Consider the following 21,070-nt stretch of genomic DNA (forward strand, 5'->3'; position numbering starts at 1 on the left):
CCTGAGGGAAATGCTGTGTGTTCGGGAGAAGAGCCGGTTCCGGCGCTGTGAGCGGGGTTCCGGCTTGCCACCTGTGGCGGGGCTGCGATGTTTCAACCGTTTCATGGCGATTGGCCGGTGTGGAGGGTAGGGATCTCTACCCCCTCGTCGGGGCTGCTCGGCCTTTCGAGGACCGGGGAGCGCGGTGCCGCGCACGGGGCCGATGGCGGCGGCGTGCTGGTGGGGTTCGGCAAGGCGTACGCCGCCCGGCGCGCGGTCAGTCGAAGACGGGGCGGTCGCCTTCGGTGCCCGGCTTGTTCACGCCGACGTCGGCGCCTACCCACCGCGAGGGGTCCTTGATGATATCGACCGCAAGGGCCGCGACGGACTTCCGCGAGACGGTGGTTCCGCGGAACGGCTCGCCACGCGTGGTGACCTCGTAGTCGATCTCGTCCTTGTCCGAGAGCCATGCCGGACGCAGGATCGTGTAGTCGAGGCCGGAGGTGGTGATCGTGTCGGCCGCCGCCCGGTAGGTACGCAGCGTGCCGGTTCCGATCGTCTGCGTGTTCCAGCGGCCGAAGGCTCCGGGTACCTCGTCGTAGATGCCCAGGGCTGTGACGAACACCAGCCGCCGCACACTGGCGGCGCCCATCGCAGCCACGATCGCCCGGGCCTGTTCGTCGAGGTCACCGGCCAGGTTCGCGTAGACGACGTCCTGTCCCTGGAGCGCCTGCCCGAGCACCTCGGGGTCCCGAACGCCGCCCTCGACCACCCGCGCGCCCGGCGGCACGTCCGGCAGACGAGTCTGCTCGCGCGTCAGAAGGGTGAGCTCCACGTCCTCGCGCCCGAGCATGTCCACCGCCCACCGGGCGATCCGCCCGCCGGCGCCGAGGACCAAAACATTGACGGTCATGAGCGCGCACTCCCTGCTGCAGATGAACACCCCCATTCCGGACGATGCCAGAGACCGGTGAAGGGGAGCAGAGTAGAAATCCCTACCCCCATCCCGACATGCCCGTCTCCCCTGCGGGCCGTAAGATTCTGCGGCCAGGCAGCCCACCTGGTGTACGGGGCGGCCCGGGCCCCGCAGCGGGGTAATGATCCCTACCCCTCTTCGTCCGGTCCGGTGCCGGGACGCGGCAGTACGGTGGAGCCATGGCCAAGGAAGCGAACCGCACAGAGCTGGGCCAGTTCCTCAAGGCACGGCGTGCAGAGCTGATACCCGCGGACCTCGGCCTGGCTACGAACGGCGAGCACCGGCGCGTCCCCGGACTGCGCCGCGAAGAGGTCGCCCAGCTGACATCGATCAGCGTCCAGTACTACACACGCCTGGAACAGGGCCGGCTCCAGGCTTCCGCACCGGTCCTCGTCGCCCTCGCCGACGTGCTGCGCTTGGACGACGACCAGCAGACCTACCTCCTCGAACTCGCCGGGAAGGAAGCCCACCGCCGCCGACGGCCGCAAGTACAGGAAGTACGGCCCCAGACCCGACGCCTGCTCGACGCTATCGGCGCGCCCGCGATCGTCCTGGGACGCCGCATGGACATCCTGGCCTGGAACCCGCTCGCCGCAGCGCTCCTCACCGACTTCTCCCAGCTCCCCGACAAGCAGCGCAACTACGCCCGTCTGGTCTTCTCCGACTCGGAAATGCGACAGCGCTACGCGAACTGGGAAAAGGTGGCTCCAGACTGCGTCGCCTTCCTGCGCATGGAAGCAGCCCGCCACCCGGATGACCCGCGCCTGAGCGAACTGGTCGGCGAGCTGGCGATCAAGGACCCCCACTTCAGGCAGTGGTGGGCCGCCCACAACCTCGCCGCCCAGACCACGGGCGTCAAGACACTCCGCCACCCACTCGTCGGCGAACTCACCCTCGACTGGGAGACACTCGCCGTCGCCACCGACCCCGACCAGCAACTCGTCGTCTGGACAGCCGCACCCGGCACTGCCAGCCACGACGGCCTGGCCTTCCTGGCCTCATGGGTGACCGCGCACCCGTCCACCACCGCCGACAACGCCCCCGCCACCGGCACACCGGCACGAACCCACGCCGACGCCCAGCCCGCACCCCCTCCGCCTTCTACGGGACCGGCTCGTAGCTGACCACGATGGTGGGGCAGTCCTCGGCGAGATCGAGAAGGACATGCAACTCGCCGAAGTGCAACCGCCCCCCGTGCGGCACCACGGGCTCGCCGTCCAGCACGAGCGCCTCGCCCAGCTCGGCCGCCGCCGTGGCGACGTCGGAAAGAGCCCCGGTGAGGTCCCCGCCCTGGCGGCACTGGACCATGACCAGTCCAGGACACGCGAAGAGGATGGCCCTGAAGCCGTCCGGCTTGGCCTCCATGATCAGTTGTCCTGACAGCGCCCCGTCCGAGGGCGCTCACGGCGAGCATCGGCTGAGCAAGCGTTGACCGACACCTCTGGCCCGGCGAGGGCACTCATCGCGATCATGGCTGGCGGGAGAGGGCTCGCTGCACCAGGTCCTGGAGCGTGTCCTGCTCCTGCTGGGTCAGCGTCAAAAAGGGGTTCCTCGGACAGGAATTTCAGCCGCGGTCCGCTCAGTGGCCTGCCTTGGGGGACGGACCGTACTGATTGGCACCTGGAACGCCCTCCACGGTCATGCCCATGAGGTACAGGACGGGGCCGACGACCGGGATCAAGGCGATGAGCATCCTCAAGCCGGTCCTGCCTGTGTCGTGCAACCGGCGGACGGAGACGGACAGCATGGGCACGATGAACGGCAGCAGGAGGACGCTCAGCAGCGGGGCCTCCGCTGCCCAGGTGGTCCCTCCGATCACGGCGGTGGCCATCACGTACACCACCGAGTACCACCAGTACTCCGACCGCCGGGCGCGACCGGAAAACGTGGCGTACTTCGTGGTGAGACACGTGCGGGACGCCTCGATGAACGACATTCTCGGCATGATGGTTCCTTCGAATCGATCGGAGTGGGACACAAGCCGGACCGCGAGAGCGGTCATGCGGACATCAGGAAGACGGCAGCGTCCTCGCCGGTCACGGTGAAGCCGACAGGGTCGTGCCCGAGGAAGCCGGAGCGGGGCGGTGGCCTGATGGCCTTCGTCCAGCAGCTGCGGTAGAAGGGGGGCGGTTTCAGAAGCTGTACGGGCCGAAGCGTCCCCAAGCCACCAGCGCGGCGAGGATCAGCAGGACGGCGTTGAGGCCGATCGCGGGGAATTCCTTCTTGCGCGCGTGATAGGCCGCAGCCAGCAGCATCGTTGTGCCAAGGCCGACAGCGGCCAGTGGCGACAGGACGGTGGCGATGCCGGTGGCCGCGGGCAGGATCAGCCCAAGAACGCCGACGAACTCCACGATGCCGATGAAACGGGCGGTGCCGGGCGAGAAGTCGGCGACCCAGGGCGGTTTCTCGACGAGCCTGTCCTTGGGCTGGGCGGATTTCATGACACCGGCCATGGCGAACAAGACGGCCAGTACGGCCTGCACGATCCACAGCAAGATGTTCAACAGGCGTGGAGTCCTTCGGAACGAAGGCGAGGGTGAATGGGGCAGAGTGGGCTGCTTGCCGAGGAGGCTGCCGCCGGTGACGTCGAGGGAGGCTCCGGTGATCCACCGCGACCGGTCGGTGGCGAGGAAGACCATCACGCACGTCGGCGACCTCCTCCGGCTCGCCCAGGCGTTTGAATGCCGACAGCTGCGACATCGGCTCGCGCACCCCGGGCATCTGGACGGATTCGGCCTGGCCGCGACGCTCGTACGGGTCCCAGTACAGGCGCGGGACCTGCTCGGGGGCGGCCCCGAAGGAATGCTTTCGGGGCCGTCCTCCCCGAGCCAGATGTTGATGGCGAAGTGCGCGGCGTAGATACCGGGAGACCAGGCGGTCGGGTGGCTGATGGGCGTCAGAGATTGAAGACGAGTTCGGCCTGGTCGCGCTTGGTGGTGTGCAGGTCCCAGTAGACCGGGGAGATGTCCTCGGGCCGGGCGGTCGGGAATCCGGGGATCGCCGGCGTGCCGATCGACACGTTGATGGCAACGTGCGCGGCCTGGACACCAGTGCCCTCCAGCTCCTTGTGCAGGTTGATCACCCAGTTGCGCAGCGCCGCGGCGGCGGCATTGACGTTGGCGATCTGCGGCACGGGGTCGACGGAGCCGGCGCCGGTGGTGAACAGCAGGGTGCCCGCACCGGCCTCCCGCATGGCGGGCAGCACCGCGCGGGTGGCGGCGATGGCTCCGTAGAGCTGGAAGTCCATCTCGTGCTGCACGTCGGCCGGCTCGGTGGCGCCCGGGGTGGTCATGACGGTCTGGAGGCCGCCGACCGGGGAGTACTCCAGGACGTCGATGCCACCGAAGTGCGTAGCTGCATCCTTGAGTGCCTGGATGAGGGCGGGGCGGTCGAGGACGTCGGCGGGGAACGCGGCGGCGCTGATGCCCTCGGCGGCCAGCTCACCGGCCAGATCTTCGAGCTTGGCCCGGCTACGGGCAATCAGTGCGACGTCGTAGCCGTGAGTGCCGTAGGTGCGGGCGATGGCGAGACCGAGCTGGGGGCCGGCGCCGACGATGGCGATGGTGGGCATGAGACAGCCTTTCAGTGAAGGGGAGGTGGATAGGGTTATCCGTTTCATTTCCGGAAAGACCTATCCGGTTCGCCGTCCACCGTAACACGAGAATCGGATAAGGCATTCCGGTTTGCTAGTCTGGCGTCATGAGCCCCCGAGACCCGCACACCGAAGCCCGCGTCGGCGCTGCTGTTTCCGCAGGTCAGTCCAAGCGCAGCGATGCGGAGCGCAACCGGGGGCGGATCATCGCCGCCGCGCGCACGGTCTTCGGGCGCGACGGGCTGAACGCGTCGATGGCCTCAGTCGCACGGGAGACCGGGGTCGGGATCGCCACCCTCTTCCGCCACTTCCCCCACAAGGAGGACCTGCTCGCCGCAGTCTTCGCCGACCGCATGAAGACGTACGCACAGGCCACCGACGCAGCCCTGGCCGACCCCGACCCGTGGCATGGCTTCACCCGCTACATCGAGACCGTCTGCGCGATGCAGGCCACCGACCGAGCCTTCGCCGACATTCTGACCATGAACTTCCCGGGCGTTCCGGAGCTGGAGACCTACCACGCTCAGGCATACGAGGGCTTCCTCGAACTCATCGCCCGCGCCAAGAACAGCGGGAAACTGCGCGAGGACTTCACCAGCCGTGATCTCGTGCTGCTGCTGATGGCCAACGCCGGAGTCCTCAGCGCCACTGCCGATGCCGCCCCGGACGCCTGGCGCCGCCTGGTCGCCTGGATGATCCAGTCCTTCCAGGCCCCGGCCCGCGGCCCGCTGCCGGACCCGCCGGAGGACACCGCGCTGTACGAGGCCATGCGCCGCGCCAGCCAGAGCGCCACCGCCCCCGAGACCGGAAAGCGACGCTGAACCAGCGACCGGTGGGACAGGGCGACCGCGATGAGGCCGTACATCGGAGTGGCCTTGCCGGTGGTCGGATCTGCTTGGCAACCTCCCTCAACATCAACCATTCCGCACGTTCGCATAACCAGGTGCACCAGTACTACTCAAAGCCCTGCAACGGGCCTCGAAAGTCGCGGTCGCACGGTTCGCATGGCACGGCCGCGAACGCCTCGGGCCCCTCCGCGTCCGCGGCACCGCGATCGCCCTGCACGGCCTGCTCTGGCCAGACGACATCCGCGACCCCGCCCTGCTGCTCCCCGCCGCCATCCCGCTGGACGACAACGAGATCGACGAGGCCCTGGCCCTGCTCGAGGCCATGACCCAGGACGGCCTCGAAGGCCCGGACTTCACCGACCACTACACCAAAGCCCTGACCGAAGTGATCGAAGCCAAACGAGAACAACGCGAACCCCCCGACACCCCAGGCCAGCCAGCCAGCCGGGCCAGCTGGGCCAGCTGGTTGACCTGATGACCGCCCTGAGCTTGTCCTACCGTTCTGGAGCCGGTCTACCACCGGTCATTCGTAGGATCGGTGAGCCCGAGGGTTCCTGGTAGGGCAGTGAGCTTGTCGCCGCTCGATGGCTGAGAAGACTTGGCCGCCCGGAGCCCGTGACGGTCACAACCGCTCATCGGGATACGCGACTTGATCGCTGTGTAGGACAACGTCGGCAAGGCCGTCCGCGGGACCGCAGAACGAACCACTGACGGAGGCGGTCATGTTCAGGATCTGGGCCGGAGTCGACATCCGCAAGGAGCATCACCACTGTGTGGCACTCGACGCCCGTGGTCAATCACACGCCCAAGAAGCCCTCTTGACCTTCACCGGACAGGAACCATGCGACAGCCTCTGCACTGCCCAGCCCGTACACCGAAACGCTTAACACCCGGACCGGGCAGGCCACCTGGCTCGAAGAACCGTCAGCCCGCCACCCGCCACGACGGGGGCAAAACAACCAGACGACCGGAGACCATCGCCGAACACAACCGCCTGATACCTCGCAAAGGTTAAATAGCAAGCTCAGGAAGTCGCGGGCCATGGCACGGGCCTCGGCGATCTCCGTGCTGCCCTCGAACGCGGCACCGGCCCTGGTCAGACGGTCGGCAAGCCGGTCTGGCCCTCATTTTGGGCAGCAGTATCCATGGAACCGCCTCGCGTCCGAAGCGCCGAGCAGTGCCCACCCCGCATATCCCCGGAACACCACAGCACGCGCCAACACACTAGGTCACGGCGGCGCGTGAACCTGCGGGCCGTGTCTCCGCGGCGTCGAAGTGGGCCGACCGCACGCACGCCTGTGCAGCGAGGCCGGCCGTGCCCTTCTCAGGTGTGGCGCGGGCGAGGCAGCAAGGCGAACGCGCTCTCCGCGATCGAGGTCAGGCGGTCGGGACTGTGACCGTACGCGCCTACGACATCGATCCCGCGGATGACGCTCAGCAGGAGGAACGCGAGGTCCTCGGGGTCCGCGTCGGGGTCGATGTCGCCGTTGCGCTGCGCCGCTCGCACACACTCGGCCACCGCCGCCCGGACCACGGCGAAGCACTCGTTGGCCAGGCGTTTCACCTCGGGGTCGGAGGCGCCGATCTCCAGGGCCATCTTGGCGGCGAAGCAGGCCGCCGCCGCCCGGTCAGAGGCGGGGGGTACGTCGGCGGCGAGTGGCACCCCGTGGACGGCGCGGAGCAGGTATGCGTGCAGTCGTTCCAGGGCGCCCTCGTCCGGTCCGTCGAGCATGTTCCGCGGACCCTGCGCCAGCCGGGCGAAGTAGCCGGTCATCGCCTGCAGCAGCACGCCGTGCTTGCCGTCGAACGCGCCGTAGAGGCTGCCGCGGCCCAGGCCGGTGGCGGCGCTGATGTCGTCGACGCTCGTGCCGTTGTAGCCCGAGGCGCGGAACTGCCGCTCGGCGGCATGCAGGACGTGGTCGCGGTCGAAGCTTCGTGGTCTCGCCATACAAGGAAGGTAAATCCGACCCGCCATATTTGACAACCCAGTACAGAACCTCCTAGGTTTCGGACTGTCCAGTCCATAACCGTCCTGGGCTCACCGGACAGGCTGCGTGCACGTAGACGTCCCAGGCGAACCGGAGCCGGGCTCTCCACTCGGTGGACAGCCACCGTCGTGACCGCTCACCGGCACTGACCCCGGCTTCAGACAGCCGTACTTGCTACTTGGTCCGGGCTTGCCGGACCGCGACGCCGCGACAGCGGCTTGGAGGTTGAACTCATGACACAGGCGACCCAGCGACCGCCCTTCGGCGAGGACTCCCCGGCCAGGGGGTCCCAGGCGACCGACCGCGTCCGTCATCGGACGGTTCAGGCAGGCGGACTGGAGGTTCCGATCCTTGAGGCCGGCAGCGGGCCGCTCGTTGTGTGCCTCCACGGGTTTCCCGACCATGCCGCCAGCTGGACAGGGATCCTCGACCGCCTTGCGCAGGAAGGGTATTGGGCGGTCGCGCCCGCACAGCGCGGATACTGGCCCGGCGGCGCGGCCCTCGACGGCTCCTACAACATTGCCTCGACCGGCCAGGACGTCCTGACCCTGATCGAAGCACTCGGGCGCGAGCAGGCGGATCTCATCGGCCACGACTTCGGCGCCGCGGCGGCGTACGCGGCAACGAGCCTCGACGCGAGCCGTGTCCGCAGGCTGGTCACCATGGCGGGTCCCCCTGCCCGTCAGCTGATGACCGCTTTGGTCACCGATGCCGACCAGCAGCGACGCAGCTGGTACATGTTCTTCTTCCAGTCAGCCATGGCGGAGGCGGCCGTCGAGCTCGACGACTTCGCCTTCATCGACCGGCTCTGGCGGGAGTGGTCACCCGGCTACGAGCTGCCGGACGCGGAGCGTGCCGCGCTCAAGGAAACCCTGGGTGCTCCAGGAGTCCTGACCGAGGTCCTGGGCTACTACCGCCAGCTGTTCACGCCCCCCGCGGACGAGGCTGCCCAATCCCTCCAAGCCCGGGCCTTCGGCGCCCTCACCGTCCCGTCGCTCTACCTCCACGGAGCCGACGACAACTGCATGTCCGTGGAGTTGAGCGACGGCATGGACGACCTGTACACGAACGGCTTCGAACGCATCGTCATACCCGGCGCGGGGCACTTCCTGCACCTCGAACAACCCAAGACGGTCGCTGACCACATCGTCGGCTTCCTGAACAAGTAACCCCCTCCCACCACCCGGAACTTGAAGGGTTGACCGAACCATGACTGACAAGGAAGGCAGGAGGCCATGGCTGTGACGACTCCTGCGTACGCGAGCGACGCGCTGGCCGAGGGGACCGTCGACGCGGTGGTGATCGGCGGGGGCGCCGCGGGGCTGAACGGTGCTCTGATCCTCGCTCGCTCCCGCCGCTCGGTCGTCGTGATCGACAGCGGCTCTCCGCGCAACGCGCCCGCGGAGGCCGTGCACGGCCTCCTCGCCCTGGACGGCACCCCGCCGTCCGAAATCCTTCGACGGGGCCGGGAGCAGGTGCGCCAGTACGGCGGACGCGTCGTGTCCGGCGAGGTGGTCTCGGCCGAGTCCGCCGCCCCGTCAGAGGACGGGGACCTGCGGTTCACCGTCACCCTGGCCGACGGTCGCCGCATGACCGCCCGCCGCGTCCTGGTGGCCACCGGCCTCAAGGATGTGCTGCCGGAGGTGCCCGGGCTCGCCGAGCACTGGGGACACAGGGTGGTGCACTGCCCGTACTGCCACGGCTGGGAGGTACGCGACGAGCCCATCGGCATCCTCGCCACCGGCCCGGCCTCCATCGGCCACGCGTACCTGTTCCGTCAGCTGACCGAGGACCTGACCTACTTCACCCACACCACCGACCTGGACCAGGACAGCCGCGCCCGCTTCGCCGCCCGCGGCATCCGCATCATCGACACCCCCGTCACCGAGGTCGTCGACGACGAGGACGGTGCCCTCGCCGGCGTGCGCCTGGCCGACGGCCAGGTCGTGGCCCGCCGCGTCCTCGCGGTCGCCGCGCCGGTGCAGGCCCGCACAAAGGGCCTGGAAGGGCTGGGCCTGCCGGTGCAGGAGCTGCCGGGCAAGGGCCGCGGTTTCGCCTCCGGCCTGGCCGGCAGCACCGAGGTGCCGGGGGTGTGGGTGGCCGGCAACGTCACCGATCTGGTCGCCCAGGTCGGGGCCTCCGCAGCGGCCGGCGCGCTCGCCGGGGCCGACATCAACAGGATGCTGGCCATCGCGGACACCGACGCGGCCCTCCAGAAGACCGCCGAGGCAAGCCCACAAGGCGCCACAGGATGATCTTGAAGCTCGGAGATCTCAGCCCGCCACCCGCTCACCTCACGGGCAATCAAGCCCTTCCGCTCGTCTGCCCCGTCCCCTTCAGGAGCAACTGATGTCCTTCCTTGCGAACACCCCCGTGGAGAAAATGGCCGGGCCGTACGCGCGGCGCTGGTGGGCGCTGCTCGTGCTGTGTCTGAGCCTGCTGATCACGGTGATGGCGAACACGTCGCTGATCGTCGCCGCCCCCGACATGACCACCGATCTGGGCCTGAGCAGCAGTGATCTGCAGTGGGTCGTGGACAGCTACACCGTTCCGTACGCGGCGCTGATGCTGGTGCTGGGCGCGATCGGCGACAAGTACAGCCGGCGCGGGGCGCTGGTGCTGGGCCTGCTGGTCTTCGCCGGCGGTTCGGTGATGGGGAGCATGGTCGACGAGACCTCACTGGTCATCGTGGCCCGTGCGATCATGGGTATCGGTGCCGCGGTCGTGATGCCGGCCACGCTGTCCCTGGTGGTCGCGACCTTCCCCCGCAGCGAGCGGGCCAAGGCCATCACCGCCTGGGCCGCGACCTCCGGGGTGGCGGTGGCCGTCGGCCCGCTGGTCTCCGGCTGGCTGCTGGAGGACCACGCCTGGGGCTCGACCTTCCTGATTAACGTGCCGATCTCCCTGCTCGCCGTGTTCGGCGCGCTCGCCCTGGTACCGCCGTCCAAGGCGCAGGGCATGGGCCGGATCGACTACGTCGGCGGTCTGCTGTCGATCGTCTCAGTCGGCTCCCTGATCTACGCCGCCATCGAGGGCCCGCACTCCGGCTGGGGCGCCGGCCCCGTCTCCGCCGCCGTGGTCGCCGGCGCCGGTCTGGCCGCCTTCGTCGCCTGGGAGCTGCGGCACCCGCACCCGATGCTGAACGTCCGCAGGTTCGCGCTGCGGCCCTTCACCGGCTCGATGCTCGCGGTGATGTTCTTCTTCTTCGGTATGTTCGCCGTGCTCTACTACTCGACGCAGTTCCTCCAGTTCGTCCTCGGCTACGACGCCCTCGACACGGGCCTGCGGCTGCTGCCGCTGGGCGGTGCGGTGTTCCTCGGGTCCGCGCTGACCGGGATGCTCACCCCGAAGCTGGGGGTGAAGCCGATGGTCGTGACCGGCCTGGCCATCGGCACGGCGGGCATGTTCCTGCTCACCCAGATCGACAAGGGATCGACGTACGGGGACTTCCTGACGCCGCTGATGATGCTGGGCCTCGCGCTCGGACTGGCCATCTCCCCGGCGACCGACACGATCATGGGCTCCTTCCCCGAGTCCGAGCTGGGCGTCGGCGGCGGTGTCAACGACACCGCGCTGGAGCTGGGCGGGGCGCTGGGCATCGCGGTACTGGGCTCACTGCTGGGCACGGCCTACCGGGACGAGCTGACCGACCTGGTGGGCAACCGGCTCCCGGCGCAGGCGATGGACATCGCCAAGGACTCGGTCGGCGCCGGCCTGGCCGTCGCGGAGCGGGTCGCGCAGGATCCCTCCGCCGGGCCCCAGCAGGCCCAGGCCGCCGTGGACGCCGTCCACCAGGCCTTCGCCCACGGCGTCGCCCAGACCAGCCTCATCGGCGGGATCATCATGGCCGCCGGAACACTGATCGTCCTCACGGTCATGCCGGGCCGACGCGAGTTCGCAAAGAGCGCCGAGCCGGGGGCCGAGAAGGGGGCCGGCACGGCGGCGAGCGAGGCGGCGACCACGCGGGAGCACACCGGGTCCACCCGCTAGATCGCCGGCGGGGCGTCCGATTGGTCGCCGGGGACGCGCCCGCCGGAGCGTCGGGCACCCCCTGCGCCGGATCGCCCGCCAGGCGCGCCGGGCCGAACCCCACCAACAAGAAATGATCACACGCATCATCGACGTCGCCCACACCATCGCCACCCACCGCACCACCCCAGGCCAGCACCACAACCCCGCCGCAGCCCGCCAAGCCGTCACCACCGGCCTCGAAGCAGACCCCACCGCAGAGCTCCTCTACAGGGCTTGTATGCGGATCGAGTATGGAGCCGGGAACCGGCAGGGACTCCACACCGCCATCACCCGCGTGCAACAGGTCAACCAGGCACTCGACTGCTCACTGGAAACAGAGACCGAGAACCTCATCCGCGACCTCCTCCCCCGCCGACAACAGCGCGGACGGTCCGCCCGACGGTGTGAGTGGGCGATACGCAAGCTGATGTCCGGTTCGCGGCTCGGTTGAGTGAGGTTGGCGGGCCAGGTATTCGCGTGAGGAGTGAGCGTGCCGGGCCAGGCGAACATGTCCACCGATACGGAGTGAGTCCGGGCCGTGAGCACGACGAAGTGCTGTGGCACGATCCCCGTTGTGGATGACCGAACGCATGACGTGGACTGGTCCGGCTTGTTCCATGCCTCGGGACCTGCCAGCGACACGCCGCGGCACCTGGCAGCTCTCCTCGGCAAGGATGCGCGGGCTTCTGTCGACGGGTACTCGCACCTGTGGTCGGCGACGCTTCGCCGCGAGGGCAAGGCATGGCCTGCGACGGCGCCCACCGCGATGCTTGTCACCGGGCTCCTGGACAACCCGCTGCTGGGGCTCGACGATCCCTCGCTGCCCGATGCCATGCTCGCCTATCTGTACGTGGTCGGCGCCGCCGCCGACCTCGGCGACCAGGCGACGGAGATCCGTGCTCGGGTCCAGGACCGCGCGCCGGAGCTACGGGGCTGGACGGTCGAGTACGTGTCGGCTGATGAAGATGGCCGGGCCCGGATGTGGCAGGACGGCACAGGGCTGGGTGAACTCGTCCTCGATCAGGCTGCGCTCGCCTGCTTCGACGTGGTTCCCGTGCTGCTGCAGCGAACACTGCCGTACCTCGCGTCGGAACGTGCCAGGCGCAGGACATGTGCCGCCGCAGCGGTTGGGGCACTGGCGCGGCATCCCGCGGCCTCCGCGCAACGTTCGGAGCTGCTGAAACAGTTGAAGTCGATGGCCCTGGCCGCCGATTCCTCGTACGACCTGGCGACGATGGTGATAGCCATCGGTCACCTCGGCGGCGACACGCGCCCCTGGCTGACTGACCCACATGCAGGCGTTCGGGTCTGCGCGGCCCTGGCGCCCGACCTTGCCGGCAACGACACAGCAGAGCACGTGCTCATGGAACTGGAGCGGTCGCCGCAAGCGTTTAGCAAGTCATTCGGCGACATGGCTCCGCCCCTGCAGCTCCAGTCCCAGTCGCTCCAGGACTTGCTCGCAGGGCGACGCGCGAGCTGATGCCCGATGTCAGCGACCGAGGTTACGGTCGCGGCAGGGCGAACAGCCCTTGCTCGGTCTCTGTCAGGATCCCGCGGTCGGCCAGCCGCTTGAGTTTCAGCAGGACGTTGTTGACGTTGTTGGGCGCGATCTCCAGATCCAACGCCTCGCAGACCGCCCGTGCCCGCAGTGGGGCGTCGGCCGCGGCGTACACCGCCATGATCTGCTGGTAGGCCGGACGGTCCGGCAGCTTCGCGGCCGGCGGCGTCGGCGGGGATGGATCAGGGAGCGCCAGCAGGGCCTTGCGCGTGATGCGTACTTCCTCGGCGAGCCGGTCGAACTCCTCCAATTGCGCGGCGAGTTCCGCGATGCGTCCTCGCGTGGCCTCGGCCTGCGCGGCGATCTCGCGCTCTCGCTGCTCCTGATAGGGCTGAACAGAAAATTGAACCTCCACCGGGCAGGCGGCAGCATCCGGGCGGCGGAGCCGTCCGAATGGATCGGTGACTCGCATTCAGGCGACGATGTCGGAGACGGGGGCGAGCGTGACCTGGTGGCCGAGGTGTTCGAGCTGCCGGACGAGGTCGCGCGTCTTGCGCTGTGGGTTGAGATGTCTCTGGTGCCAGTCCGGGCCGAGTTCCTGATACCGGGCCTGCGGGTCGTCGATCAGATGCCAGACGATGACGGGGATCGAGCGCGCGACGCCAACCAGGGCCTTGGCGTGGCCTCGCCGTTTGACCAGGCGTCGGTAGCGGGCGCCCAGGAAGGTGTCGGTCCGCGCGGCGGCACAGGCGGCCTTGCCCAGAGCGCCCTTGAGCCAGGGGTTACCCTTCCCGGCGGGTCCGGTGGTGCTCTTGGCCCCGGACTGGATGGTGCGGGGACACAGCTTCGCCCACGAGGCGAGATGCGCGGGGGTGGAGAAGACGCTGCGGCCACGCCCTTCTTCAGGTCCCCGGTCTCATCGACCATCAACACCGCGTCTTCGTCGTGCATGTGCTCGACGATGAAGCCGCGCAGGTCGTCGCGGACCGCGTCGGCATCCCACTTCGCCCTCGACAGGAGATGCCGCAGGGTGTACGGGGTCGCCGTATCCGGCGTGCTCGGCCAGCGTCCAACCGTCCAGCGATTCTTGTGTGGCAGGTCCGACAGAAGTCCAGTACGAACTCCCGGGCCCGCCGCCGCGGTTCCACCCGGGCGACCCGCCGCGCAATGCGGTCCATCAGGAGCTCGAACGCGGCCTGCCAGCGGGCGGGATCTGCGCTGTGGCTTGCGGCCACCGTCACCTTGCCTCAGCCTCCGGCCGACCAGGACACGATACGGTCCGGGACGATCGTGACGATGGAGCGCAGGTCCGACCAGCGGGCAACGTAGCTCTCAACGTCCTCGGGGGCGACGTAGCGGCGGGCGATCGCCCGAGCCTCCTCGACCGTGGCAGCGTCATCTGCGGTCGCGACGGTCGCACGTCCGCGGATCATGACTGCCGGGTAAGGCGCATCGAAGGTCTGGACGGAGAAGGAGACCCGCGGGTCGCGCAGCAGGTTGCGCACCCAGACGCGTGCGTCGGTCGTCCAAAGCCTCACGACGCCCGAGTCCCATCGAAACCACACCGGGATGGCGTGTGGTGATCCGTCACGGCGCAAGGTTGCTATGACGCCAAGGGGGGTGGGCAAGGTCTGGGCGAGGAATGCTTCCAGCTCCGCCTCGCGCATGCTCATGTACTCGTTCCTCTCGGGAGTCCAGGCGTGCCGTCTCGACTCGTGCCCGTCTCGGTGCGCCTTGTGCTGGTTCAGGGCCGCGATGCCGACGATGATCACTGCGATCCCTGTGACCGTGGCGCCCGGTGGCGGCGCTCTTCAAGGCACGGCACACCGATGGCCCACGACACCAGCACCCAGGCCGAACCCATGACACGCCTCATGTGTAGCGACCGCTACGAATGTAGCAGTCGCTACAATCAGGCTCAATGGGACGAGGAGGCGTCATGGTCCGAAACACCGCGCGACGCGAGAAACTGGCCGCGCTGGCAACCGACTACGCACTCGACCACGGCCTGATCGGCCTGAGTCTGCGGCCCCTCGCTGCAGCAGTCGGCACCAGCGACCGCATGCTGCTCTACCACTTCGCCGACAAGGACGACCTCGTCGCCACAGTGCTCCGGATCTCCAACGACCGGTCGGTCCAGGCCGTCCGTGCACTGCCACGGTCCCGGAGCGTGCGCGCAGCGGTCCTGGACCTGTGGCGGGTCAGCACCTCGGACCAGTCCGACCACTGCCACCGGATGTACGTCGAGGCCGCCGCCCTGGGGCTACTCGGGCGTGAGCCCTACGTGTCGGTTGTCCGCGAGGCCAACGGGCGCTGGGTGGAAGCCCTCGCCGACCATCTGATCGCTGCGGGCTGCACCCGGGCACGCGCGGCACGCGCGGTGGCGTTGCTGGACGCCGCCTTCATGGGCCTTCAGTTGGACCTGCCGCTCAAACCCGACGAGTCCCACCGCAAGCGCGTGGTCAGCGACCTGGCGGACGCGATCACCGCAATCGCGGGAGGCTGACCAGCACTGCGACATCCGAACTCGACGGCTCCCGCGAGATGTGTGCCCAAGGCCCACATGGTCGCGGTCCGCCAGTCCGGGCCCCGCCGCGCCCGTCCCCGACGCACCGCCGACACAGGAAGCCGATCCAGCCGGGTCGCACATCACCCGACGCAGCACAGCGATACCTGGGTCGATGTGGTGGACAGCTTCCTCTCTCGATCACCCGGTCCGGGGCCCGCCACTACGAACGACCGGCCACCGATCACCGATCGCCGATGAAGATCACGATCTACAGCTGGGGTATTGGCCTCCCGGATCTTCTTGCGCTCTGTCTCGACTCCCGTGCTGGGACGGCTGACCAGTGCGCGACGCCAACCAGTCCTGTCACCAGCATGTTTGCCTGCGTCATGCCCAGGTCCTGCGTCACCGCAGGCACTCGGCCAGCAGGTCGACGACGTCGTGCCAGGCTCGCTGCGCGTGCCTTGGGTGGTAGCCGACGCCGGGGACCACGGGGTGGTCGACAGTCGGGTGGTGGAAGGCGTGCAGGGCGCCGCCGTAGACCGTTAGGCGCCAGTCGATTCCCGCGGCCTGCATCTCGGCCGTGAACGCGTCCCGTTGCGCGGGCGGCATGATCGGGTCTTCGGACCCGACCCCGGCCCACACCGGGCAGCCGATGCGTGCCGTCTCCCCCGGTCGGCCGGTGGTCAGTGCGTTGACAGTCCCGATCGCACGCAAGTTGACGCCGTCGCGCCCGAGTTCCAGCGCGATCGCGCCACCGGTGCCGTAGCCGACGGCTGCGATCCGGTCGGGGTCGGTCCGCGGTTCGGCGCGCAACACGTCGAGCGCCGCGTGGCCGATGCCCCGCATGCGGTCGGGGTTGGCGAGCAGCGGCATGCAACGGGCGAGCATCTCCTCGGGCTCACCCAGATAGCGCCCGCCGTGAAGGTCGAAGGCCAGCGCTACATATCCCAGCTCGGCGAGAGCATCGGCCCTACGGCGCTCGACGTCGCTGAGCCCCACGCCCTCTGGCCCGACCAGCACCGCGGGCCGGCGATCGACTCCGGCCGGGAGCGCGAGGTGCCCGATCATCGTCAAACCGTCAGCCGGATACTCGACCGCACGCGTCGCAATCGTCGTCATGCGACTGGACTGTAGTGATCGTCGAGCCCGGCCCGGCCGTTGCTCTGCCGTCGGCAGAGCAACTCCGTCACCAACCCCGTTGCCGCAGCAGCGGTTTCGGATCACCCGCCCTGGCCACAGGGTTGGAGGTGGACCTGCCGGTTCTTCCGCCGGGGCACACCCTTCGCCGGACGGGCAGCCGTTTGAATCAGCAGTGAACGGGGAGCCGTCCGGGCGGGCCTGCCTGAGTGCTTTTCAGATCGCCTCGCAGGTGCCGCGCACGCGATCAACGTTTCGGTGCACGGTGTCTCGCTCGTCTTCGGAGAAGGGCCGCTCGCGCAGGAACGGCTGTGGGGAATCGATGAGTTGCTGTTCGTGGGCCGAGTACAGCTGGCGCGGCCTGGTCGGCCTGGGCAAGGTTGATCGGTGTTGTAGGGCGCGTTGATCTCCTCGGACAGCCGGACAGCCGGACAGCCGGTGCAGCCAAGCCGGCACCTCGAATAGGTCGTCCCCGACCTACCGTCCGTCGTGCTCCTGCATCGGAACGATTTCCAGCGCCCCGTCACCGATGATGAACTGACACCTGGCCATCGTCTCGGAAGAACCTGCCACCCGGCACGGATCTCCCAGGGACGCGGCAGACTCGTCCTCGGGCGTACGGAAGAGGACGGAATCGGCCGACGATCTGTTCTCGGGGCTCGTCCGGCTCATCAAGGCCGGTGAGCTGGCGCCCGGCGAGGCCGCCGGGACGGGCGTGCTTCTGCTGTTCGCGTGCTTCGAGGCCTCCCCGTTCGGTACAGGGAGGCCTCCGGTTCCTGGGTCAGGCCGAGTTCTGGACGGGGGCGCTCTCCGCGACCGCGCGCCATACCTCCGCGCTGAGGTCCGGCATCCGTGCCGCCTGCACGTCGGCGGCCAGTTCCCTCAGGCGGTGGTCCGCCTCGGGGTCGCCGGCGTAGTTGGCGAGGAGTTCCTGGAGCAGTCTGAAGCGAATCTGGTCCCGGTACGTCAGCAGGTGCACATCGCCCTCGCCGGCCGCGACGAGTTCGGCGGAGTGTTCCATGCTCCCCTGCCGGTAGGCCAGTTGGGCCTTGAGGAGGAGCAGTTCCTGTACGTTCCTCGGCGCACCGGCGAGCTTGAGCGCGGGTTCCACCTCGGTCAGCAGGGCCTCGGCCCGGTCGAGGCGGGGCGGTAGGGACTGGAGCGAGAGGCTTGCGGCGGCCAGTCTGAGGCGCATCCACAAGGTGAGTTCCTCGCGGCTGTCCAGAGCCGCGAGCGCCCGCTCGATGAACTCGAAGGCCTGGCTGAAGTTGCCTTGCCTGGCCCGGACGGTGGACGCGGTCCAGTAGGCCTCGGCGGCGAGCGCCCCCTCGCCGTGCGGCAGGCTCTCGCACACTTCGGTGCTGAGGGCGGCCGCTTCCGCGAGGTTGCCGAGTTCCGCCTCGGCGGAGATGAGCAGGAGCTTGGCGCGGACGAGATCCGCGGTCAGTACGCGCAGTTGGTGCCGCCGGGTGAGCTCCAGCGCTTCCTGGGCGGAGCGCCGGGCACCCTCCATGTCGCCGAGGTTGCGGCAACATCGGGCGATGCGTTGCAGCACGTAGACGTGGAGTGCCGGGCGGTTCAGCTCGCGGCTCATCACCTCCAGTTTCTCCAGGACGGCGCACTCCTCCTGGAACTCGCCGAGTGCCGAGTGCTGGCGGGCGAAAAGGTCGAGGGCCTCCCAGCGCGTTGTGGCGTCCACGTCGATGGCGGTGCTCAGCGCGTCGTTGAGAAGGTCGCGGACCTCTCCGTCACGCTCGCCCTGCGGTCGTGAGGAGAGGGTCATGACCAGGTCGGCCAGATCGTTCTCGGAGTATCGGGCGAAGCTTTCGGCGGGCACGTCCAGTTGCTCGGCCAGGTACGCCACGGCACGGTCGGTCGGGGGGCGTGCTCCGGATTCGAGCCTGGACAGGTATGCGGCCGACATTCCGGGTCCGGTCAGCTCCGACTGCGACTTGCCCTGCTGCAGTCGCAACTGACGCAGGCGTCGGCCGAAGCTCGGCTGCTCCAGCATGAGTGGATCCGTCCTCGAGGGTGATGATCACGATGAGCCAGCGGCGCCCCGCACAGGCGCGTATGGCCCCAGAAGGCACTCAAGGGGGAGCCGCCTCGGCGACTCCCCCTGCGCTTGAGTATGGCAAATCTTGTCTATGTTTGGCAAGACTGCGTTTTACCCGACTTTGACCCGTCAGGGCCAGTCTATGACATCCGCGACCAGGGCCGATGAGGTGCTCACGGACGCCTGCGCGGAGGCATGACCGGACGCGTGTCCCGCGGGGAGGAACAGGAAGAGCGCCAGGGCAGCCAGTCCGCCGGTGAGAATCTTCACGATGATCGATCCTTTGCCTTGTTGCCAGGTTGAACGGGATGGATGCGATCACCGTTGACCGCGGGCAAGAGGCACTCCAGAGGTGGCCATCTCCCCCGTGTGACCCGCCTGATGTCATCAAGCTAACCCCGACCCAACGCGTTGGCAAGCCTTGACAAGAGTTGGCAACTATCGGCTGTTCACCTCGTCATCGCTTAGACGCTCCCCGCCATCCACATCTTCCTCATCGCCAGGTCCGGTCCGCCGGTCACGGATAGAGGCGGCGCTCGTAGTCGGCCCCGTACCGCTCTTCGAGCACCTCAAGGGGTACGTCCCTCCACTCCGTGCTCCTGGCGATGAGCGCTCTGGACGGCGCGGCCTGCGGCGTCCAGGACTCGGGGTCCCAGACGCCGGCCCGCATGAACGACTTCGCACAGTGGAAGTAGGCCTCCTCGACGTCCACCAGAAGCGCCAGTTTCGGCCGATTGCCCTTGACGACCATTTCGTCCAGCAGCGCCGGCGAACGGACCAGCCGCGCCCGGCCGTTGACCCGCAGAGTGTCGCCCCGCCCCGGAATCACGAAGATCATTCCGATGTGCGGGTTCTGCAGGACGTTGCGCCAGCTGTCGAGTCTCCGGTTGCCCGGCCGGTCCGGCACCGCCAGCGTCGAGTCGTCGAGGACCTGCACGAAGCCCGCCGGATCGCCCTTCGGGGACACGTCACAGGTGCCGTCCGCGGCCGCCGTCGCGATCAGCACCAGTGGCGTGTGCCGGATCCACGCCCGCTCGAACTCGCCCAGCCGCCGGGTCGCCTTGCTGAAGACCACCGGGTTCGCCTCGCCGATCAGGCTGCGCAGTTCCTCCTCGGACGTGATCTCGACATGGTCGTGGTCCGCCGGGACATCGGACCCCGGCACGGCCGGATCCGGTCGCGGTGCGGGGCGCGCCCGGTCACTCGGGGGCATCGGCCGGCACCTCCGTGCGGACGACGACGGCCGCGCCGGTCTTCTCGCACAGCGCGAGCGCGGCGTCCGCGTCGGGCCCCACGGCGACCACCTGCCCGATCCGGTCCCAGCTGGAGCGCAGTGGCCGTACGGTGTCGCCGACGGCGACGTCGAGGGCGAGGGTCAGTACGTCCGCCTGCTCCGCGGCCTCCGCCAGCCCCTCCACCGCCGTCACCGTGCCCGGCTCCGCGCTCAGGAAGCGGGTCGCCGCGGCCTGCCGCAGCGCGGGTCGGGTCTCCAGCGCCGGCAGTGTGCCGCTCGCCCAGGCGACGGTGTAACGCTCGATGTCGAAGCCGTACGCCGCCTCCACCAGGTCCCGGATGCGGTCGCCGCCCGGCCGGTTGTGCGACTCGATCACCCGGGGTCCCCGGTCCGAGAGCCGCACCTCCGTGTGGCTCGGGCCCTCGCGGAGCGCGATCGCGTCGAGGAAGGTCCGCACACAGCGCTCGATCGCGCGGGCCGCGTCCGGGTCCACCCGTGCGGGGACGACATGGCCGAGTTCCACGAAGTTGTCGGACGTCAGCTTCTCGGTGATCGCCACGATCACATGTCGGCCGGCGAAGGTGAAGGCCTCGACACTGAACTCCGGTCCGTCGATGTACTCCTCCATGATGAACCGTTCTATAGGGAACGCCGAGGCGAACTGGTGCTCCACCCCGCGCAGTCCTCTGGCGGTCTCCCAGACGCCGTCGAGTTCCGCCTCGTCCGCGACCAGTTGGAGGCCGAGGCTGGCGATGCCGTCCACCGGTTTCACGATGAAGGGGTATCCGTGGGCCGTCGCGAACCGGTCGAGGCTCTCCCTGCCGTCGAGTTCCTCGGCGGCGACGGTGATCTCCGGTGCCGTAGCGGCGAGGTGGCGGCGCATCCGGAGCTTGTCCCGCAGCAGCAGGGTCACCTCGTGGGAGACACCGCCGAGCCCCAGCAGGTCGTTGATGCGGGCGGCGGGTTCCACCCCGGCCTCGCTCGTCGTCACGGCGGCCGTGAAGCCGTACACCTGATGGGCCGTGGTGATCAGGGGCTCGAGTATGTCCCAGTCCCGGTAGTCGACCAGCAGCGCGGCCTCCACCAGCTTGGCGTGCTCCGCGAGGAACAGCTCGGGGCGCTGCAGGAGGACGACCTCGTATCCCTGTTCCTTGGCTTTGCGGACGTTCTCGATGCGTCCGCCGACGATCAGGACGCGCTGTCGGGACATGGAACTCCTCGCTCGGATGGGGGTGTTGAGAT

Annotated in this window: 21 protein-coding genes and 3 pseudogenes; 9 read left to right on the top strand and 15 right to left on the bottom strand. The window is 68.8% G+C overall.

The window, feature by feature from the left end:
* Nucleotides 1-256: 256 nt before the first annotated feature.
* Nucleotides 257-892, bottom strand: coding sequence for an SDR family oxidoreductase (locus HLK59_RS24175; protein ID WP_171143589.1), 636 nt, complete (start codon nt 890-892; stop codon nt 257-259).
* Between the two features lie 242 nt (nt 893-1,134).
* Here HLK59_RS24175 and HLK59_RS24180 point away from each other — a divergent pair, with 242 nt between their 5' ends.
* Nucleotides 1,135-2,079, top strand: a complete 945-nt coding sequence (locus tag HLK59_RS24180; protein WP_171143590.1) for a helix-turn-helix domain-containing protein — start codon at nt 1,135-1,137, stop codon at nt 2,077-2,079.
* On the opposite strand, the gene HLK59_RS24185 is transcribed toward HLK59_RS24180, so the two are convergent.
* From HLK59_RS24185 to HLK59_RS24200, 4 genes are all read right to left on the bottom strand, one after another.
* Nucleotides 2,057-2,320, bottom strand: a complete 264-nt coding sequence (locus HLK59_RS24185) for a hypothetical protein (RefSeq protein ID WP_206327522.1) — start codon at nt 2,318-2,320, stop codon at nt 2,057-2,059. The genes HLK59_RS24180 and HLK59_RS24185 overlap by 23 nt on opposite strands.
* Nucleotides 2,321-2,534: 214 nt before the next feature.
* On the bottom strand, nt 2,535-2,900 hold the full coding sequence (locus tag HLK59_RS24190; RefSeq protein WP_240982615.1) for a DUF805 domain-containing protein: 366 nt from the start codon (nt 2,898-2,900) through the stop codon (nt 2,535-2,537).
* Nucleotides 2,901-3,087: 187 nt separating this feature from the next.
* Nucleotides 3,088-3,594, bottom strand: coding sequence for a DoxX family protein (locus tag HLK59_RS24195; RefSeq protein ID WP_240982620.1), 507 nt, complete (start codon nt 3,592-3,594; stop codon nt 3,088-3,090).
* Nucleotides 3,595-3,851: 257 nt separating this feature from the next.
* Nucleotides 3,852-4,526, bottom strand: coding sequence for an SDR family NAD(P)-dependent oxidoreductase (locus tag HLK59_RS24200; RefSeq protein WP_171143591.1), 675 nt, complete (start codon nt 4,524-4,526; stop codon nt 3,852-3,854).
* Nucleotides 4,527-4,654: 128 nt separating this feature from the next.
* On the opposite strand from HLK59_RS24200, the gene HLK59_RS24205 reads away from it, so the two are divergent.
* Complete coding sequence (locus HLK59_RS24205; protein WP_171143592.1) at nt 4,655-5,368, top strand: TetR/AcrR family transcriptional regulator; 714 nt, start codon at nt 4,655-4,657, stop codon at nt 5,366-5,368.
* A gap of 133 nt (nt 5,369-5,501) precedes the next feature.
* On the opposite strand, the gene HLK59_RS24210 is transcribed toward HLK59_RS24205, so the two are convergent.
* On the bottom strand, nt 5,502-5,804 hold the full coding sequence (locus tag HLK59_RS24210) for a hypothetical protein (protein ID WP_171143593.1): 303 nt from the start codon (nt 5,802-5,804) through the stop codon (nt 5,502-5,504).
* 432 nt (nt 5,805-6,236) lie between these two features.
* Between HLK59_RS24210 and HLK59_RS52440 the strand changes: the two are divergent.
* Nucleotides 6,237-6,410, top strand: a pseudogene (locus HLK59_RS52440) (transposase); the annotation flags it as partial.
* 309 nt (nt 6,411-6,719) lie between these two features.
* Here HLK59_RS52440 and HLK59_RS24215 read toward each other — a convergent pair.
* Nucleotides 6,720-7,343 carry a TetR/AcrR family transcriptional regulator gene (locus HLK59_RS24215; protein WP_171143594.1) on the bottom strand — a complete coding sequence of 208 codons (624 nt, stop codon included), beginning with the start codon at nt 7,341-7,343 and terminating at the stop codon, nt 6,720-6,722.
* A gap of 273 nt (nt 7,344-7,616) precedes the next feature.
* Between HLK59_RS24215 and HLK59_RS24220 the strand changes: the two genes are divergently transcribed.
* The 5 genes from HLK59_RS24220 (at nt 7,617) to HLK59_RS24240 (ending at nt 12,874) form a co-directional block, all read left to right on the top strand.
* Nucleotides 7,617-8,552, top strand: coding sequence for an alpha/beta hydrolase (locus HLK59_RS24220; protein WP_171143595.1), 936 nt, complete (start codon nt 7,617-7,619; stop codon nt 8,550-8,552).
* Nucleotides 8,553-8,618: 66 nt separating this feature from the next.
* The gene (locus HLK59_RS24225; protein ID WP_171143596.1) at nt 8,619-9,638 is read left to right on the top strand and encodes an NAD(P)/FAD-dependent oxidoreductase; all 1,020 of its coding nucleotides are present in this window, start codon (nt 8,619-8,621) and stop codon (nt 9,636-9,638) included.
* Between the two features lie 94 nt (nt 9,639-9,732).
* Nucleotides 9,733-11,373, top strand: coding sequence for an MFS transporter (locus HLK59_RS24230; protein WP_171143597.1), 1,641 nt, complete (start codon nt 9,733-9,735; stop codon nt 11,371-11,373).
* Nucleotides 11,374-11,485: 112 nt separating this feature from the next.
* Nucleotides 11,486-11,845, top strand: coding sequence for a bacterial transcriptional activator domain-containing protein (locus HLK59_RS24235; RefSeq protein ID WP_346779809.1), 360 nt, complete (start codon nt 11,486-11,488; stop codon nt 11,843-11,845).
* Nucleotides 11,846-11,932: 87 nt separating this feature from the next.
* The gene (locus HLK59_RS24240) at nt 11,933-12,874 is read left to right on the top strand and encodes a hypothetical protein (protein ID WP_171143598.1); all 942 of its coding nucleotides are present in this window, start codon (nt 11,933-11,935) and stop codon (nt 12,872-12,874) included.
* A gap of 22 nt (nt 12,875-12,896) precedes the next feature.
* Here the strand turns inward: HLK59_RS24240 and HLK59_RS24245 are convergent, their stop codons facing one another.
* From HLK59_RS24245 to HLK59_RS24260, 3 genes and pseudogenes are all read right to left on the bottom strand, one after another.
* Nucleotides 12,897-13,364 (bottom strand): hypothetical protein, encoded by a 468-nt coding sequence (locus HLK59_RS24245; protein ID WP_206327525.1) that lies wholly within the window; start codon nt 13,362-13,364, stop codon nt 12,897-12,899.
* A gap of 422 nt (nt 13,365-13,786) precedes the next feature.
* Nucleotides 13,787-14,070 (bottom strand): annotated as a pseudogene (locus HLK59_RS24255) (transposase); the annotation flags it as partial.
* A gap of 69 nt (nt 14,071-14,139) precedes the next feature.
* A complete protein-coding gene (locus tag HLK59_RS24260; protein WP_171143599.1) occupies nt 14,140-14,664 on the bottom strand; it encodes a TIGR03618 family F420-dependent PPOX class oxidoreductase in 525 nt (174 codons plus the stop codon).
* A gap of 167 nt (nt 14,665-14,831) precedes the next feature.
* Between HLK59_RS24260 and HLK59_RS24265 the strand changes: the two genes are divergently transcribed.
* A complete protein-coding gene (locus tag HLK59_RS24265; RefSeq protein WP_171143600.1) occupies nt 14,832-15,398 on the top strand; it encodes a TetR/AcrR family transcriptional regulator in 567 nt (188 codons plus the stop codon).
* 397 nt (nt 15,399-15,795) lie between these two features.
* Here HLK59_RS24265 and HLK59_RS24270 read toward each other — a convergent pair.
* From HLK59_RS24270 to HLK59_RS24290, 5 genes and pseudogenes are all read right to left on the bottom strand, one after another.
* Nucleotides 15,796-16,520 (bottom strand): annotated as a pseudogene (locus tag HLK59_RS24270) (dienelactone hydrolase family protein); the annotation flags it as partial.
* 799 nt (nt 16,521-17,319) lie between these two features.
* The gene (locus HLK59_RS24275) at nt 17,320-18,549 is read right to left on the bottom strand and encodes a helix-turn-helix transcriptional regulator (RefSeq protein WP_171143602.1); all 1,230 of its coding nucleotides are present in this window, start codon (nt 18,547-18,549) and stop codon (nt 17,320-17,322) included.
* Nucleotides 18,550-18,723: 174 nt separating this feature from the next.
* Nucleotides 18,724-18,864 carry a hypothetical protein gene (locus HLK59_RS24280; protein WP_171143603.1) on the bottom strand — a complete coding sequence of 47 codons (141 nt, stop codon included), beginning with the start codon at nt 18,862-18,864 and terminating at the stop codon, nt 18,724-18,726.
* A 247-nt stretch (nt 18,865-19,111) separates the two neighbouring features.
* Nucleotides 19,112-19,807, bottom strand: a complete 696-nt coding sequence (locus tag HLK59_RS24285) for an MSMEG_1061 family FMN-dependent PPOX-type flavoprotein (RefSeq protein ID WP_171143604.1) — start codon at nt 19,805-19,807, stop codon at nt 19,112-19,114.
* Entirely contained in the window at nt 19,794-21,038 is a 1,245-nt protein-coding gene (locus tag HLK59_RS24290) for an ATP-grasp domain-containing protein (RefSeq protein ID WP_171143605.1), read from the bottom strand. The genes HLK59_RS24285 and HLK59_RS24290 overlap by 14 nt, the downstream gene beginning before the upstream one ends.
* Nucleotides 21,039-21,070 lie beyond the last annotated feature (32 nt).

This window comes from Streptomyces sp. S3(2020) (assembly GCF_013044505.1).
GTDB lineage: Bacteria > Actinomycetota > Actinomycetes > Streptomycetales > Streptomycetaceae > Streptomyces.

Coding starts and splice junctions, on each gene's coding strand:
- HLK59_RS24225 (WP_171143596.1), top strand. CDS start 8,619: ATGGCTGTGACGACTCCTGCGTACGCGAGCGACGCGCTGGCCGAGGGG.
- HLK59_RS24290 (WP_171143605.1), bottom strand. CDS start 21,038: ATGTCCCGACAGCGCGTCCTGATCGTCGGCGGACGCATCGAGAACGTC.
- HLK59_RS24245 (WP_206327525.1), bottom strand. CDS start 13,364: ATGCGAGTCACCGATCCATTCGGACGGCTCCGCCGCCCGGATGCTGCC.
- HLK59_RS24230 (WP_171143597.1), top strand. CDS start 9,733: ATGTCCTTCCTTGCGAACACCCCCGTGGAGAAAATGGCCGGGCCGTAC.
- HLK59_RS24185 (WP_206327522.1), bottom strand. CDS start 2,320: ATGGAGGCCAAGCCGGACGGCTTCAGGGCCATCCTCTTCGCGTGTCCT.
- HLK59_RS24285 (WP_171143604.1), bottom strand. CDS start 19,807: ATGCCCCCGAGTGACCGGGCGCGCCCCGCACCGCGACCGGATCCGGCC.
- HLK59_RS24275 (WP_171143602.1), bottom strand. CDS start 18,549: ATGCTGGAGCAGCCGAGCTTCGGCCGACGCCTGCGTCAGTTGCGACTG.
- HLK59_RS24220 (WP_171143595.1), top strand. CDS start 7,617: ATGACACAGGCGACCCAGCGACCGCCCTTCGGCGAGGACTCCCCGGCC.
- HLK59_RS24205 (WP_171143592.1), top strand. CDS start 4,655: ATGAGCCCCCGAGACCCGCACACCGAAGCCCGCGTCGGCGCTGCTGTT.
- HLK59_RS24180 (WP_171143590.1), top strand. CDS start 1,135: ATGGCCAAGGAAGCGAACCGCACAGAGCTGGGCCAGTTCCTCAAGGCA.
- HLK59_RS24195 (WP_240982620.1), bottom strand. CDS start 3,594: ATGGTCTTCCTCGCCACCGACCGGTCGCGGTGGATCACCGGAGCCTCC.
- HLK59_RS24265 (WP_171143600.1), top strand. CDS start 14,832: ATGGTCCGAAACACCGCGCGACGCGAGAAACTGGCCGCGCTGGCAACC.
- HLK59_RS24215 (WP_171143594.1), bottom strand. CDS start 7,343: ATGGCGAGACCACGAAGCTTCGACCGCGACCACGTCCTGCATGCCGCC.
- HLK59_RS24235 (WP_346779809.1), top strand. CDS start 11,486: ATGATCACACGCATCATCGACGTCGCCCACACCATCGCCACCCACCGC.
- HLK59_RS24190 (WP_240982615.1), bottom strand. CDS start 2,900: ATGCCGAGAATGTCGTTCATCGAGGCGTCCCGCACGTGTCTCACCACG.
- HLK59_RS24200 (WP_171143591.1), bottom strand. CDS start 4,526: ATGCCCACCATCGCCATCGTCGGCGCCGGCCCCCAGCTCGGTCTCGCC.
- HLK59_RS24175 (WP_171143589.1), bottom strand. CDS start 892: ATGACCGTCAATGTTTTGGTCCTCGGCGCCGGCGGGCGGATCGCCCGG.